The sequence below is a fragment of the Ignavibacteria bacterium genome (assembly GCA_016873845.1).
Taxonomy (GTDB): Bacteria; Bacteroidota; Ignavibacteria; order Ch128b; family Ch128b; genus JAHJVF01.
In genome coordinates this window covers 1-15,083 of record VGVX01000029.1, presented here as the reverse complement: position 1 = coordinate 15,083, position 15,083 = coordinate 1, and the positions used below count along the sequence as shown (strand labels likewise).

At 35.3% G+C, this 15,083-nt stretch carries 13 protein-coding genes; 10 read left to right on the top strand and 3 right to left on the bottom strand.

The window, feature by feature from the left end:
• Window positions 1-65: 65 nt before the first annotated feature.
• Window positions 66-1,331 carry a GAF domain-containing protein gene (locus FJ213_07165; GenBank protein MBM4175937.1) on the bottom strand — a complete coding sequence of 422 codons (1,266 nt, stop codon included), beginning with the start codon at window positions 1,329-1,331 and terminating at the stop codon, window positions 66-68.
• Window positions 1,328-2,602, bottom strand: a complete 1,275-nt coding sequence (locus FJ213_07160) for a GAF domain-containing protein (GenBank protein ID MBM4175936.1) — start codon at window positions 2,600-2,602, stop codon at window positions 1,328-1,330. Before FJ213_07160 ends, FJ213_07165 begins: the two co-directional genes overlap by 4 nt.
• 310 nt (window positions 2,603-2,912) lie before the next feature.
• On the opposite strand from FJ213_07160, the gene FJ213_07155 reads away from it, so the two are divergent.
• The 4 genes from FJ213_07155 to FJ213_07140 all read left to right on the top strand — a co-directional run bounded on the left by FJ213_07155 (window position 2,913) and on the right by FJ213_07140 (window position 9,399).
• On the top strand, window positions 2,913-3,941 hold the full coding sequence (locus tag FJ213_07155) for a hypothetical protein (GenBank protein ID MBM4175935.1): 1,029 nt from the start codon (window positions 2,913-2,915) through the stop codon (window positions 3,939-3,941).
• Window positions 3,942-3,961: 20 nt separating this feature from the next.
• Complete coding sequence (locus FJ213_07150) at window positions 3,962-4,663, top strand: FecR domain-containing protein (GenBank protein ID MBM4175934.1); 702 nt, start codon at window positions 3,962-3,964, stop codon at window positions 4,661-4,663.
• Window positions 4,664-4,773: 110 nt separating this feature from the next.
• A complete protein-coding gene (locus FJ213_07145) occupies window positions 4,774-7,179 on the top strand; it encodes a hypothetical protein (GenBank protein ID MBM4175933.1) in 2,406 nt (801 codons plus the stop codon).
• A gap of 9 nt (window positions 7,180-7,188) precedes the next feature.
• On the top strand, window positions 7,189-9,399 hold the full coding sequence (locus FJ213_07140; GenBank protein MBM4175932.1) for an adenylate/guanylate cyclase domain-containing protein: 2,211 nt from the start codon (window positions 7,189-7,191) through the stop codon (window positions 9,397-9,399).
• Window positions 9,400-9,455: 56 nt separating this feature from the next.
• On the opposite strand, the gene FJ213_07135 is transcribed toward FJ213_07140, so the two are convergent.
• The gene (locus FJ213_07135; GenBank protein ID MBM4175931.1) at window positions 9,456-10,325 is read right to left on the bottom strand and encodes an MBL fold metallo-hydrolase; all 870 of its coding nucleotides are present in this window, start codon (window positions 10,323-10,325) and stop codon (window positions 9,456-9,458) included.
• Window positions 10,326-10,651: 326 nt separating this feature from the next.
• Between FJ213_07135 and FJ213_07130 the strand changes: the two genes are divergently transcribed.
• The 6 genes from FJ213_07130 to FJ213_07105 all read left to right on the top strand — a co-directional run bounded on the left by FJ213_07130 (window position 10,652) and on the right by FJ213_07105 (window position 14,766).
• Window positions 10,652-10,894 carry a hypothetical protein gene (locus FJ213_07130; GenBank protein MBM4175930.1) on the top strand — a complete coding sequence of 81 codons (243 nt, stop codon included), beginning with the start codon at window positions 10,652-10,654 and terminating at the stop codon, window positions 10,892-10,894.
• 420 nt (window positions 10,895-11,314) lie between these two features.
• Window positions 11,315-12,175, top strand: a complete 861-nt coding sequence (locus FJ213_07125; protein MBM4175929.1) for a T9SS type A sorting domain-containing protein — start codon at window positions 11,315-11,317, stop codon at window positions 12,173-12,175.
• A 212-nt stretch (window positions 12,176-12,387) separates the two neighbouring features.
• On the top strand, window positions 12,388-12,921 hold the full coding sequence (locus FJ213_07120; GenBank protein MBM4175928.1) for a type II restriction endonuclease subunit R: 534 nt from the start codon (window positions 12,388-12,390) through the stop codon (window positions 12,919-12,921).
• A gap of 15 nt (window positions 12,922-12,936) precedes the next feature.
• Window positions 12,937-13,143 carry a hypothetical protein gene (locus tag FJ213_07115; GenBank protein MBM4175927.1) on the top strand — a complete coding sequence of 69 codons (207 nt, stop codon included), beginning with the start codon at window positions 12,937-12,939 and terminating at the stop codon, window positions 13,141-13,143.
• Window positions 13,144-13,154: 11 nt separating this feature from the next.
• Window positions 13,155-14,033: a hypothetical protein gene (locus FJ213_07110; GenBank protein MBM4175926.1), complete on the top strand. Its 879-nt coding sequence runs from the start codon at window positions 13,155-13,157 to the stop codon at window positions 14,031-14,033.
• A 25-nt stretch (window positions 14,034-14,058) separates the two neighbouring features.
• Window positions 14,059-14,766, top strand: coding sequence for a site-specific DNA-methyltransferase (locus FJ213_07105; GenBank protein MBM4175925.1), 708 nt, complete (start codon window positions 14,059-14,061; stop codon window positions 14,764-14,766).
• Window positions 14,767-15,083: the final 317 nt, after the last annotated feature.

Below are 15,083 nucleotides of genomic sequence, written 5' to 3'. Positions count from 1 at the left end.
TAAAATTTTTACTCTTAAAATATTTCATTAGCAGCCGCATGCTGACCTCGATCCTTCCAATGATTTTATTCGAATTTAGAATTCTGACAAACTAATAGAAAGGTAATATCATCAGATTGTTCCGCCTCGTTCGTAAATGCCGATAACTTTTCTGGAAGCCGGGTAAATATTTTTTCAGGTTCTACAGTTTCTGAGTTCAACACTTCTTTTAATCGATCTAACCCAAACTGTTTTGACTCAATATCACATGCTTCGGTTACTCCATCGGTATAGATAAAGAGTGAATCCCCTTCTTCAAGAAAGAAACTTTCTATTTTATAATTCCAATTCTCAACTATTCCCATCATCAGACCTGAGGATTTAATTTCTTCCAATTGATTGTTTTTTCTAATAATAATTGGTGGTTCGTGTCCAGCATTTAAAAATTTCACTTCGCCTGTTTTGATATTAATTAATCCAAGAAAAATTGTAATGAACTTATCTGGTGGAGTATTCAGCGCTAAAAAACTATTGAAGTTGTTTATCATTTTTAAAAATGGAGTGTTGGCCGCTAATGATGCGCTTAGATATGCTTTCGCGATCGCCATAATTAAAGAAGCTTGACTCCCTTTACCCGAGACATCTCCGATAGTAAAAAATACTTCATCATCCGAATATTTGTAATAATCGAAATAGTCCCCCCCAACAAACTTTGCTGGTTTGTAAAATCCCTTGAACGTAAATCTCTCGGTATGCAATTCATCGAAGGGGAGAAGCTTATCCTGAATTGTGTTGGCCAATTTTAGATCAAATTCCATCTTCTTTTTCTCGACGACTTGGGCATGCAAAAATGCTTTATCCAAAGTAATCGCCACTAAGCGTGAAAATTCTTTAATAAGGATTTCATCCTCATCACTGAATGATGTATTGCTAACTTTATTGAGAATTTGGAGAACTCCTACAATCTTTTGTTCAATTCTTAGAGGAACAGTTAGACACGATTTTGTTTTGAATCCAGTTTCATGATCAACTTTAGAATAAAACCTTGGATCATTCTTTGCATCAAGGATATTCACACTGTCACCGGTCTGAGCGACAAAACCGACTAATCCGCTACCAATCGGCACTTTTATTTTCGTGATTTGGGACTCGGTAAGATTTGTAGCGACTTTTAAATCAAGCGTTTTCTGTTTATCATCTAGCAAAAAAATCGAAGCCGCTTCTGCTTTCAGCAATCCACAGGCTTGTTCCATAACTCGATTAAGTATTTCCTTACTATCAAGCGAGGATGAAATCGTTTCGAAAGCATAAATTAATGCTTCAATATTTTTTCGAGATAGGGAGTTTATCATTGATTACTCGATTCAGATTTTTTCATTGGAAGTTGTACAAAAAACGTGGTCCCCTTTCCGACTTCCGACTCGAACCAAATCTTTCCGTTGTGAGATTCGATTATTCTTTTACAAATATCCAATCCTAATCCGGTGCCTTGCTTCTTTGTAGTGAAAAATGGTTCCCATATATTCTTGGCAACCTCCTCAGAAATGCCGCTCCCCTGATCGGTTATCTGCATTATCTGATTTTCAGCTGATGCTACAACTTTTATTGTAATTGTGCTTTTTGGCGGGGAGGCATGACCTGCATTTCTTACTAAATTTATTAGAACCTGCTTTATTTTGTCGGAATTTACATAAACCTCAGCGGGAGTATCTTTTATTAGATCTGCTGTCAAATTTATATTATCTAAATCTTTATCAAATGAACAAAGTTCAACTACATTTTCAATGATTTGATTGAGATCGTGTGACTGCATTACATATTCTTTTTTCTTTGAGAAGTCACGAATTTCATCAAGAATACTTACGATACGATTCCTTGCTTCAAGAATTAATTCCGTATACATTTTTACTTTCACATCATCCGGATGCAGTCTCCTGATACCGCTTACTGCAGAAACTACAGTTAACTGACTTCGAATTTCATGACCGATTCCAGACGCAAGCTGCCCAATGGTTGCAAGTTTCTCTTGACGAATAATCGTTTCCTGAGCAGCGTGAAGTTCATCGTAAGCAATTTTGAGTTCATTCAATTGTCGATTGATCTCTTCGAGCATTCTTGCATTCTCAATCGCTGCGGCTGAAATCGAAGCAAGTGCAAGGAGCAACTCTTTATCATCTTCAGAGAAGCTTGAGTCAAGTTTATTTAAGACTTGAAATACTCCAATGATCTTTTTGCTGATATTCTGCATTGGTGCACACAAGATATTTCTTGTCTTAAATCCAGTCTGAATATCGATTTGTTTATTAAAACCGGGATGGTTATAAGGATCGTCGATTATTAATACTTCCCCGCTGCGTGCAACGTGTCCCGCAATTCCTTCGGTTATGGGAAAACAGATTTCGGTTTGCTCCAAACCGCTTCCAATTCGTGAGTAAAGCAATTGCTCATTTTCATTTACAAGAAAAACAGTTGCTCGTTCAGAATTCAAAAGCTCAGTAGTTGTTTTAACGATCAAGTCGAGCAGTTTGTTCAGTTCTGTTTCTGAAGTCAGCAAAACCGCAACTCTTAACAGAGCATCAAGCTGTTTATTCTTATAAGATATTTCTAAGTTCTTCTCGTTCACAGAATAAATACGTAATTGCTAGTCAAAATATTAACACAGACAATTTATAAAAAGCTTTCTGAAATCATAATTACAAATAGACTGCAAGAATGTCAAATAATAATTTCTTGAAAGATAAATTTAAAAAGTAGTATTACTTCAATTTCACTTCATAAATTATTGACAAGCACCTTTCCTGAAAAAAACATATTTTGATTTGTGAAATAGTGATTAATTTGATATTATTTTAGCAAATAATCGTCAATTATCCGACGGAAGAAAATTGTTAATATATTCTTCCTATTGAAATAAAAATAAATTAGAGGGCTTTATGAAAAGAACATTTTTCTTTTCGTTGTTCTTATTAATTCCGGTTTGTGCCATTTTGGCCCAACCGAGAGTATCCTTAATTGTCTTCCCAGAACTTTACACAATTGACTATGGTGCATTCGCAACTGTAAATGATCTACGCGGCGCTCCGCGAATTTTTTGTGCTGAGATCACTCCTCCGGGTGTACAAGTAGTCTTTAAAGGGATTATCGAATGGAAGGCGCCTGATGGAAGTTATTATCAGGAACTTGGATTTTTCCAAACAGAACCATTTTCATCACGAACATTGTGCAACGACGATATTGGAACAACAGAAATTCGCATCCAAGAGTATCGCTCAAACTCAAGCTTGATTGATGATAATATTGCTCGTGGGAAGCCGACTGGCAGCTATCGAATTACTGCAATATTAATGGATGCCACAGCAACAACCGTTTATAATCAAGATCAAAGAGAGCTGCATTTTTTAAATCCTGCACAGACCTTAAGTATTCGAACTCCGCGAGTTGGAGCCGAGATCGATGCAGGAAATGTTTTGGTTGAGTGGAATTCACTGACCGGAATTGAAAATTATTTTGTTAAAGCAAATGTCCGTATCTCAGCCACACAAACACTTGAAGAAGCACTAAACTTTGGCACACCACTAATTAATAATCAGAATGTGGGTGTTCTAACTAATATAAACCTCAGAGACTATCTTGAGCGGGAGTGGAGTTTGGGTGACGAAATCGTTCTTCAAGTCAGCGCGAATGTAAGCGGACCCGGCGGCGGGCAAAGATTATACAGCGAAATAATCAACTTTAGGATTTTTAATCCTGAATCACCACGATTACAATTGTTAACAAATCGATTAGCAACAATACTAAGAAATTCAGGAAATAATGAACTCCTTCAACTTCTCCAAAATGGAGAATTGGATCTAACAAGCATTGTAATCAGAAAAGAAGACGGCTCAATAATGTCTTTAGAAGAATTAATTGCTTTTCTTGAAGCAAATCCGGATGCATTCTTAGGTCTTATCCGTCAATAACAAATGATAGGATTAAAAAAATGAAATTTAATAAATCGATCAAACTATTTGTATTCTCAATCGCTCTGTTTACGCTTTTCTTATCAAAGGGATTTTCCACTGAATCTAATAAATCTACTGCTGCCATTGTTACTAAAGTAATTCAAATAGTTGAACATAAAAGTGGCGATTCAGAGTGGGCAGCAACTAAGCCTCTTACCCAGCTCGAAACCAGCGATGTGCTTCGAACTGGAGAGAAATCTCTCGCAATCGTTCGATTTCTCGACGGCAGCAATCTGCGCATTAGAGAGAAAACAACTATCACAATTTACGCCGATAAAAAACCGAATGGACTATCGAAAAATACTCGTATCGATGCAGGTAAAATGAGATTTGAAACTGTTAAACAAAAAGAAGATGATGAATTCTTGATTACCACACCTACAGCCGTAGCTTCGATTCGGGGAACTGAAGGACTTGTGCATATATTGGATAATGGCGCAACCTTGCTGACTTTAGATTCTGGACGAGTAGATGTGAGAGCTTCAGTAGGTGCACGGCAATCTGGAACTGTTGAAGGTGGAATGACAGCATTAATTTCAACTGAGGGAAATGTCTCGATTGATTTCTCAACTCCAGAGCAAATTGATAATTCTCGTCAATCAACTATGACGAAAGAAAAATATATCATTATACAGACTAACGTTGGAACATTTCGATTGAAATATCTTGATCATGAATAACGAGTTGTATCAGATCAAAATCTTAAAAATTGTTATTACCTTGTTGAATTAAATGTTCAAAAAGATTTTTTAAATAAAATGCATTCAACTTAATTTTATTAAGGAGAGTTATGCGAACAGGATTAAAAGTATTCCTAATTTTATTGATTTTATATCCATTCAGTTTTATCTCGGCACAGCCGAGTGATGTGATTTCATCCGTCTCATCGGAAAATGTTTACGCTAATCAACCTGCAAAAATCATTGCACAGTTATATCAATCTGCAAATGTTTCACAGATCATTCTTTACTACAAATCTTTCGGATCGAGTGAATACTTAACCAGCGAAATGATGATTGTAGGCAACTCTGCATCTTCAACTATTTCGGGTGAGAATGTTTCATTGCCGTTTGTAGAATATTACTTCAGAATTCTAATGAGAGATGGGACGGAGCAAGTTCACCCGGCCGGCGCACCGATCAATGCAAATCCCTTTCAGCTTCTGGTTCAGGAAAAATACGATCCAATGCAGTATGAGGAAATTATCTTTCTTACTCCTCTTGCAGGAGAAAAGATCAGCCCTACGGGATTTCTACTATCTGTTTCGATTTATCGTGCAAGTTTAGCAGTCGATAGACCTGCAACAAAAATCTTTATTGATGAAACCGATATAACAAATAAAGTTCTGATAACCGATGACATCATCCTCCTTCCGCCTGAGAATTTAACTACTGAACTTCAACTTGGCAAGCACGTCGTTAAAGTCGTGTTATTCGATACAACCGGAGCGGAATATTATTCCTCAAGTTTGACGTTTGAAGTTGTTTCTCCGGAATTTGCTGATGAGATGCAAAAGAAAGATTACGGATACAGAGTAAGCTTAGCTGGCGAATCGCGCCATGAAAATTTGAAAACAGCAAACTACAGCTTCAACCGGCTTACGGCCAATCTCAGCGGAAATTATGGTTCATACTATTCGAGTTTGCTTCTTTACGTAACTTCGGAAGAGAAAAATTACCTGCAGCCGCAAAATAGATTTCTAGCTACGATTGGCTCAAATTGGATTAAATTAAGTTATGGCGATAACTATCCGAAATTCCCATCTCTCATAATGGATGGAAAAAGACTGCGAGGTTTTTCCGGAGACTTGATGCTCGGCGCATTTAACCTTCAAGCATCATACGGTGAGATCAACCGAGCAATTGAGGGGAAATTGATACAAACATATTCACGTTCAGATGCAAGACTCGGAACAAATATTATTGAAATCGATTCTGCAAAACATGGACAGCCCTTTGGGCATGTTACACTTGCGACATTCAAGAGGCAATTATTTGCAGTCCGTCCATATTTCGGCAGCGGCGAATCGTTTCAACTTGGATTTTCATATCTCCATTCAAAAGATGATATGAATTCTGTTGAATTTGGTGCACGTCCAAAAGAAAACGTTGTAGTCGGTACGGATTTATTTATCGGATTCGATGAACAGAGAATGGCTTTGAGAGGACAGGCTGCTTTGAGTCTTATGAACAATGATATTTCGACCGGCAATTTGAGTGACAAGCTCATTGATTCACTTTTTGGCGAAGGGAAATCTTTCGGCGGTGATCCTGATCAAATTAAAACTTTGCGCGATATTGCCGGAAAATTCATTACTGTTAATCAGTTTATCAGTCCGCTTAATCCGTTGGAACTTCCAACTTTGGCTGCGGAAGGAACATTCAGTATGAATTATATCGGAAATTATTTTCGAGCGACATACTTATACCGCGGAAATGAATTCATGTCTTTCGGACAAAACTTCACAAGGAACGATGTTCAAGGATTCAATATCTACGACCGCCTTGGAATAATTCAGAACCGAGTCTTTATCTCAGTTGGTTACGAAAGACTTAACGACAATCTTCAAAATCAAAAAATCACGACGACAACTTTTGAAAACATCGATGCCTCGCTTTCTCTTTTCTTGAGAATTGATTTTCCTAACATTACGATAGGATATTCTAAATACAGTGCAGTTAACGATTTGAGCAAAACCGATCCCGATTCAATTAAACGATTAAGCTACATCGACGATATTACGAACAGAATATCATTCACTTCTTCTTACGATTTTGTTTGGGGGATCCGGCACAGAGCAATGCTAAGCGTATTGACTTCTCAGAGAGAAGATAATTCATATATAAATACTGATGCAGCCTACACGTCGGTGATATTGAACTTACAAAGTCAGTGGGATAATAAGCTTACGACATTCTTCAATCCATCAATAAATCTCAGTAACATTTCGAATAAGGATTTCAATTACTATTCAATTTCAATTGGAGGAAGATATAGACTTCTCGATGATAAACTTGAGCTTACCGGAATATTGATCCCGACTTTTGGTGATTTTCAGAGAATGATAGTCGAGACTATAGCACAATATTTTATATTAAAAAATTTCAGTGTAAATCTTTACACACGTTATATCACAAATCAGAAGCCGATAAAAGACGAAACGATAATCGGATTATCAACAAAATACGAATTGTAATCGGCTCTGATGAATCGAATTATAGAGCGGATAAAAAAGAATTGGGGACACATTCTTGTTTGTTCGCTCCTTTCCATGCTGCTCCTTTTGTTAACACAGGAATTTGTATTTGAACTTTCCCCATTAAAAGATTTAGAACTTTCGCTTCTCGATTCACACTTTACGCGCCGCGGACAAACTGATCTAGCAGAAAAATCTAAAGTAATTATTGTTGATATCTCCGAAGAAAGTTCGAAGGAATTTTTACCTCCATACAATAAGTGGCCTTGGCCGAGGGATTACTTCGCCCGGTTAATCGAAAATTTGAATCAGGCCGGAGTAAAAGCAATCGGCATTGACGTTGTAATGAGCGATCAAGACAAATACACTCCACAGAATGATTCGCTGCTTTTTAGTGCAATCCGAGAATACAAAAATGTTGTTACCGCAGGTAAAATTAAAATAAAGGATGAGCGGTTAGAATCAATTGTTTCAGAGAATGAAAATTTCAGCAGTATGTTTTTTTCTGCAGATAGTTCAATAGGTCTTGTGGATGTTTTGCCTGACCGCGATGGAATTTTAAGAAGATATCTTCCCTTTTTCTCTTCTTTTGCTACAGAAATGTACATTCCTTCTTTTTCATTTGCGGTTCTTAATAAAGCTCTTGGCTTGCAAAATTTACACGCAGCCGAGAAAGAGAAAAGTGATTTTAGGTTTGGAAATATCAGCATTCCAAGATTTGATAAAACTTCAGTGCTGATAAATTACTACGGTGCATCCAACACTTTCCCCCACATAAATTTTGTTGATATAATAGACGATTCAGATTTTACTACAGTCAGTGAAAAAGAATTCGAGGTTCAGATAAATACTTGGGACGATCCGGAAACGGGACTTTTACATTCTGAAATATTCAAAAATAAAATCGTATTGATAGGTTCAACTGAGCCGGAAGACAAAGATCTTTTCCCAACACCCATCACAAAACAAGGAGCAGGCAAAGGCGGAAATTTAATGTACGGAGTGGAAGTCCATGCGAACGTAATCCAAAGTATTTTAGATCAAAACTTCCTCTACAAGCAGCCGCAAAGCCATGAAATATTTTTAATCGTGCTTCTTCTTTTCTCATCTTATTTCATCACAACAAAATTAAAAAGTTTAAAGATAAAAGTCGGCTATCTGCTTGAGATCATTTCTATACTTGTGATCGCTGCACTTGTTTATGTTATTTTCGAATTATCATGCTTTCTATTTGTTAACCAGAGTTATATCATCAGTGTTATTGGACCTGTTTCTGCAGTAGTGCTTGGATATATTGGAAGTACGGTCTATAATTTTCTTGCCGAACGGAAACAGAAGGTGATGATCAAAGGAATGTTCTCGCAATATGTGAATTCCGAACTCGTCAATGAATTAATCGCGAATCCAGAAAAACTTAGACTTGGAGGTGAACGGAAAGAACTTACGGTTTTATTCACTGATATAGCATCGTTCACGACGATTTCAGAATCTCAAAAACCGGAAGAACTCGTAAATTTTTTGAATGAATATTTAAGTGCAATGACCGAGATCATTTTCAATCACACTGGAACTCTTGACAAATTTCAAGGTGATGCTATCATGGCATTTTGGGGTGCACCAATTGAAAATAATAAACACGCTTTATTCTGCTGTAAGACAGCTTTAGCGATGCAGGATCAACTTAGTGAGTTGCGAAAAAAATGGGAAAAAGAAAACAAACCTCTCATTAAAGTCCGTGCCGGAATTAATACTGGTGAAATGATCGTTGGAAATATGGGTGGAAAAGGAAAATTTGATTACACAGTAATTGGTGATAATGTAAACCTCGGTTCTCGCTTGGAAGGTGCAAACAAAGAGTATGGGACTTCAATTATAATCAGTCAATCAACTCATGAACAAGTAAAAGATGATTTCATCTGCAGGGAGATTGATTCAATTCTTGTTAAAGGTAAAACCAAACCGATAAAAATATTTGAACTCCTCTGTACTGCGAATGATGAAAGAAAAATCGATTTTATCGAATTGAAAGAAAAGTTTGAGAGCGGATTGATTCTTTACAAATCATTTGATTTTTCAAATGCGATATTGAAGTTTGAAAAAGTCTTGGAGATAAAGACAGACGATGAGCCCTCACAAGTGTTTATAAAAAGATGCAAAAACTTTTTAGCTGAACCGCCGCCAAAAGACTGGAACGGCGTCTACGAAATGAAAACTAAATGAAATTGCCTAGCTAAAGATTCCATCCCGACTTGTTGGGAGGGAATCTTTTTACGTGCTTAGACTTCTAACTCCAGCCCATCACGTGAAGCGATACAATTAACCTTGCTCCCCATTTTCTTGAGAAATGCTTTTGTCTCGTTTAAAATCAACTCGACTTTCTCATCGTTGTATTCCGGATCGTAATGAAACAGAATCAAATTCTTCACACCGGCAAGCGAAGATAAAATCGCGCCAGATAAATTATTTGAATGTCCCCAGCCGATTTTATTCGAGTAATCTTCAAAAGTGTAAGTCGTATCGTGTACTATATAGTCAGTATCTTTGCAGAACTCGATCATTCCAGCATTATGCTCTGCTATGTCGTTGATCAGCGAGTCTGGATTTAACTTTGAATATTTAATTTCATTGTCAGTGATATAAACGAAAGATTTATTTCCCTCATCAATTCGATATGCAAGCGTGCAGCATTGATGATTAACTTCAAATGTTTTGAGTGTTAAATCCCCGAGACTCACAGAATCGTTGGGAGAAATATTCTCGAAAGTTACACTCGCTTTGAACTCAGCTTTAGTAATCGGGAAAAGGGGCGGACGTATAAGTAAATCAATCACTTCTTCGACTGTCTTTTGATTATTTGCCATTCCATAGATTTGTACAGCATTGTTCTCGTCGTAGAGGGGCGGAAAAAACGGCAGTCCAAGTACATGATCCCAATGAAAATGACTCATGAACAGATAAATTTTGCTTTTAGATTTTTTTCTCATTAGATCAATTCCCGCTTCCCGGAATCCCGAGCCAGCATCAAGAAATATTTGCTCGCCGCCTGAAGAAGTCACTTGAATTGAAGGTGTATTGCCGCCATAGATCATTGTCGATCTTCCAGGAACTGGAATCGAACCTCTTGTCCCCCAGAATTTTACTTTCATCGGTTTCAAAATAAATCAATTTCCTATAAGAAACAAAGATAAGGAGGGTGCGGAATTTATCTTGAGCTTAACCGAAAGATGCTGAACGCTGAGTGCTGAATGCTCAAAGTTAATCCCGCCAGAGGCGGGCGAGCGTTAATTGTGATTCGTTAATCGCAGATCGTTAACCGTCATTCGATAATCCTTAATGTGGTGGACAAGCATGAATTCTGATTGAGAAAAGCTTACTAACCTTTATAAACCTTTTAACTTTAAGAACACATTCGCTGCTCTCAGTGCAAGCTTTCCAACTTTATGAACTTTAGAAACTTTTTACTACTTCGCTATTGACAAAAGAAAGTCCGTTTGCTAAAATGCGGATGGGAGATAAAAAATTGAACTTAATTCAATCACACGGGCAAAAACCAAATCCGTTAGCTAACGGACTCGATGAAGTCAGAGCCACATTACGAACCGCACATTACAGAAAAAGCACAGAGGAAATTTACACTTCGTGGATAAGACTATTTATTTTACATATCAACAAAACCCATCCTAAAGAGATGGGTAAAATCTTAAAACTTTTATAATTATATTGATCAGAGAAGAAAAAATTTAATTAAATGAAAATTATAAACATAAACAGAGAAATAATTATACGAGGGAAGACAAGAATAAAATGATACCACAGCTATTGAATACCCATAACAAAAGAAATGGCTGCATTGAAACGGCTTCGCATTTATCCCGTTCTTCGGGACAACTGTATTTTATCCGAAGTTGTGCGGGGACGGAAAAGTAATCGTTCATTTTTTTTGTCTCAACTTCGGATAAAATACTTAACGTTAGGCTGAATAATACAAGGATTATAGATATGCACGACCTATTATTAAATATTGTGAATTTGAAAGAAAAACAAAACAATTGGAATGATATCATGCACCTGCACGCAGTATATCATTCCAGACATAATAAATCTGTGCAGGATAAGTAATAGTTAGGCAATTTTAATGTCAATCTTTAATAAAAATTTTCGGCATAAAATCTTTCCATTAGTCTTTATTTTAGTTTTTTTTCAATCTATAAAGATTAATAGTCAATCTGGTGAAGCTCAATCATTTGAGATTGGAAATAGATGGATTTATTTTAATGATGCCGGTGGAGGCAAATACTATTACGTATATAAAGAAATTATTGGAGATACAATTATTAACAGCACCCGATATGCTATTGTTAAGGACAATGAATATTATAGTTACCAAAGAGCAGATTCTGATAAAGTTTATTCCTTCAATCTTCAAGATTCAACTGAGAATATTAATGTAGATTATTCTTTAAATATCGGAGATACCCTTAAACCAAATTTCTATGTTGTAGGTAAAGAGATTACAAATATTTGGGGGAAAACTCTTAGAAAAATCTGTATAAGACATACATATATTTCTTACTGGACAAAATATTGGTACACAGAATGGATAGGTTTTACTTCGGGAGAGGGACATATTCCTGGAACTTTTTATAATATTAAGTTATTGGCTGCGATTATTGAGAATAATATTTATGGTGACACAACTTTTCTAGATATTAGTTTTGAGCGGATGATACCAAATGATTTTACTTTATATCAAAACTATCCAAATCCCTTTAATTCCCTAACCACCATAAATTATAAAATTCCAAAAGAAATTAATGTTACAATAAAAATATTTGATTGTATAGGGAATGAAATTAAAACCTTAGTTCGTGAAATTAAAAAACAAGGTTACTATGCAGTAGAGTTCGATGCTTCAAATCTTACAAGTGGAATATATTTTTATCAATTGAAAACAGACGAATTTATCTCAACTAAAAAAATGGTATTATTACGGTAAAATTTCCTAACAAGCGGTTCAACCCGACGCCTATCAGGGCATGGTTTTTTATGTTTTCTAAATTGTTCTGGTTATTCACAAATAATAGTTTATTCAAATATTTCCGGCGCGGGTTAACCGCAGGCCGTTAGCCCTATTGTGAATTAATAAAATTTTGTTCTTTGGATTTTATTATCTTGGGATAAAGAATCTTAAAATTATTGCAGAAAATTATGGACAATAACATACTCAACCTTTTTTCAGAATCAGAAGTAATTAGGAAAATTCAAGTTAAACTACCCAAGTTGTTTCAAATTGCCGAATTAGAAAGCCAGAGAGCTGGAAAAGTTGGAATGGAAGTAGGTTCAATAAGAGAACGGATAATTGTTTCGCTACTTATTTACAAATTTGGCGAAGAAAATGTCGAAACAGAAATTCCAATAACAGAACCGGAAGTAGATGTAAAATTATTTGGTAATCCTATTTCGATCAAAACAAAAAGCGGAAGCGGTTATTCTGGGGTAAAATTAATATGGACAGTTGACGCTCAAAATGCTTTAGAATTTCAAAATATATATTCACCGTCTTGCGATATGATTTATGTTCAAATTAATTGGGGTAACACTGGTGGATTATTTTGTTTTCCGTTGAATGTCCAATTAGAAATATTTAATAATTTGGGTAGGGAAAATTATATTAAATTACCCAGCTTAGGCACAAATCCTAGAGGTGCGGAAATTTTTTTACTTTTAATACAAATATTTTAAATTAAAATAAATATTATGGATAAAGAACTAACAAAATGTAATGAATGTGGAAGTATTCTAGATAGAATAAATTTCACTACATTAATGACTGAACAATGGGTTTGGAATGGAGACAACTGGGAATGTTGTGCTCATAATTCTTTAAGTAATGACCCTAATCAACTTGTTCGGTGTCCGGAATGTGATGCAGTGGTGGGAACTGGAAAAGATTTCGGATTCTAGATTAGAAGGAAATAAAATTGGAAACCAAAGGAAAACCAAAAAAAATAATTGAAAAAAGTGAAATCAATTATGATTATAAAACTATAACAATTACCAAAAGTAGAATTGAAAAGGGTTTATTAGCAATTCCTAAAAGTTTTAGTAATTTTTTGCCCAAATCGAATAATAAGATAAAAGTCTATCTTGACGATTCGAACCTTCCACAAGTCAAAACATTTAGTTCTTTTGATAGCTCAACTAATGAGAATAGAATTGGAGGACTTAAAAACTGGTTTTATGAAAATAATGTTAAAGAAGGTGATGAATTAGTTCTTCAACTTCTTAATAAAGATAAATTCATTTATAGGCTTTTTAAAGAAGAAGTGTTTCTCAAAATCACTAAAGGATTACAAACAGATTTTGATATTTCTGTAGATGATAAAATAGCTTTTGAAAAAATTGAACTCATTTCAAATATAACTCAAGTTGAAAAATCAAAAATAATTTATAATGAGTTTTTAAGACTAGCAAAATATTCCAATGAGGAAGCTAGGAAAAGACTTAAAATCTCAAATCGATTTAGTAGAGAAAAGACTCCAACAAGCATCAGAATAATTATAGAAAGTATATATAAAGGCTGCTGTCAAGTTTGTTCCTTTTCATTTTTAAAACGAGATAATAAACCATATTATGAAATTCATCATTTAGATGCGACAATAGGTCATCACCCTAAAAATTTAGTTTTAGTTTGTGCAAATTGCCATCGTCAATTTGAGTTTGCTAATGTTGAAAAAATTAATGATGAAAAGGGTTGGCTTTCAAAAGTTTATTTCAATCAAAACGAATATCTTGTTAAGCAAACAATAAATGAAATTGAAAAACAAGAATTTGTAAAGACAATTTACTCATAAACACTTTTGTCATTCAAGTGAAACTATGAGTGAGTTACCTGATAATTCAGTTCATCTTATGATTACTTCGCCGCCTTATAATGTTACAAAAGAATACGACAACAACTTAAATCTTGAGGAATATTTAGTTCTATTGAAAAATGTTTGGAAAGAAACTCATAGAGTTTTAGTCTCCGGTGGACGTGCTTGCATAAATGTAGCCAATCTTGGAAGGAAACCTTATTTACCACTTCATAGCTATATAATAAATGATATGTTAGAAATTGGATTTCAGATGCGCGGCGAAATTATCTGGAATAAAGCTTCAAGCGCCAGTCCATCTACTGCTTGGGGAAGTTGGCTATCAGCAGCTAATCCGGTTTTAAGAGACATACACGAATACATTTTAATATTTTCAAAAGATTCTTTCTCACACGCTAGTAAAGGAAAAGAAAGCACAATATCAAAAGATGAATTTTTAGAATGGACAAAAAGTGTTTGGACTTTTCCTGCCGTCTCCGCAAAAAAGATTGGTCATCCTGCTCCTTTCCCCGAAGAACTTCCTAGTCGTCTAATAAAATTATATTCGTTCAAGAAAGATGTTGTCTTGGATCCATTCTTAGGTAGTGGAACTACAAGTTTATCTGCTATAAAGAATGGTCGTAATTTTGTTGGGTATGATACAAATAAAAAATATATCGAACTTGCAGATAAAAGAGTTGCTGAATACACAAATCAAACAAAGCTATTTTAGAGACAAGGGCTAACCAGCCAATCAAGGCGGACGCCGTTTTCATTGGGGCATTTTTCTAATTATTGTGTTTGGTTCACAAAGCAAAGTTACTCTTTAAAGTAGTTCGTTTTATAAATTATTTCGAATAAATAAAAAGTAGTTGCTGTTATTTGGCATCTTTGTTCTGGGGCGCCGCTTATCGGCAAGAACGTATGTTTAAAGAAAATAATAAATTGAGTTCTCGGAAAACAAACAAAAAAAGGAGAACTCAAAATGAAAGTATCGGAAAATTCAGTTTCGTTCTTTGACAAAAAAGAAATTTACATAGGTATTGACGT

Excerpts from the sequence above, each read along its gene's own strand:
- FJ213_07105 (MBM4175925.1), top strand. The coding sequence starts at position 14,059 with ATGAGTGAGTTACCTGATAATTCAGTTCATCTTATGATTACTTCGCCG.
- FJ213_07135 (MBM4175931.1), bottom strand. The coding sequence starts at position 10,325 with ATGAAAGTAAAATTCTGGGGGACAAGAGGTTCGATTCCAGTTCCTGGA.
- FJ213_07165 (MBM4175937.1), bottom strand. The coding sequence starts at position 1,331 with ATGATAAACTCCCTATCTCGAAAAAATATTGAAGCATTAATTTATGCT.
- FJ213_07155 (MBM4175935.1), top strand. The coding sequence starts at position 2,913 with ATGAAAAGAACATTTTTCTTTTCGTTGTTCTTATTAATTCCGGTTTGT.
- FJ213_07140 (MBM4175932.1), top strand. The coding sequence starts at position 7,189 with ATGAATCGAATTATAGAGCGGATAAAAAAGAATTGGGGACACATTCTT.
- FJ213_07150 (MBM4175934.1), top strand. The coding sequence starts at position 3,962 with ATGAAATTTAATAAATCGATCAAACTATTTGTATTCTCAATCGCTCTG.
- FJ213_07145 (MBM4175933.1), top strand. The coding sequence starts at position 4,774 with ATGCGAACAGGATTAAAAGTATTCCTAATTTTATTGATTTTATATCCA.
- FJ213_07125 (MBM4175929.1), top strand. The coding sequence starts at position 11,315 with ATGTCAATCTTTAATAAAAATTTTCGGCATAAAATCTTTCCATTAGTC.
- FJ213_07120 (MBM4175928.1), top strand. The coding sequence starts at position 12,388 with ATGGACAATAACATACTCAACCTTTTTTCAGAATCAGAAGTAATTAGG.
- FJ213_07115 (MBM4175927.1), top strand. The coding sequence starts at position 12,937 with ATGGATAAAGAACTAACAAAATGTAATGAATGTGGAAGTATTCTAGAT.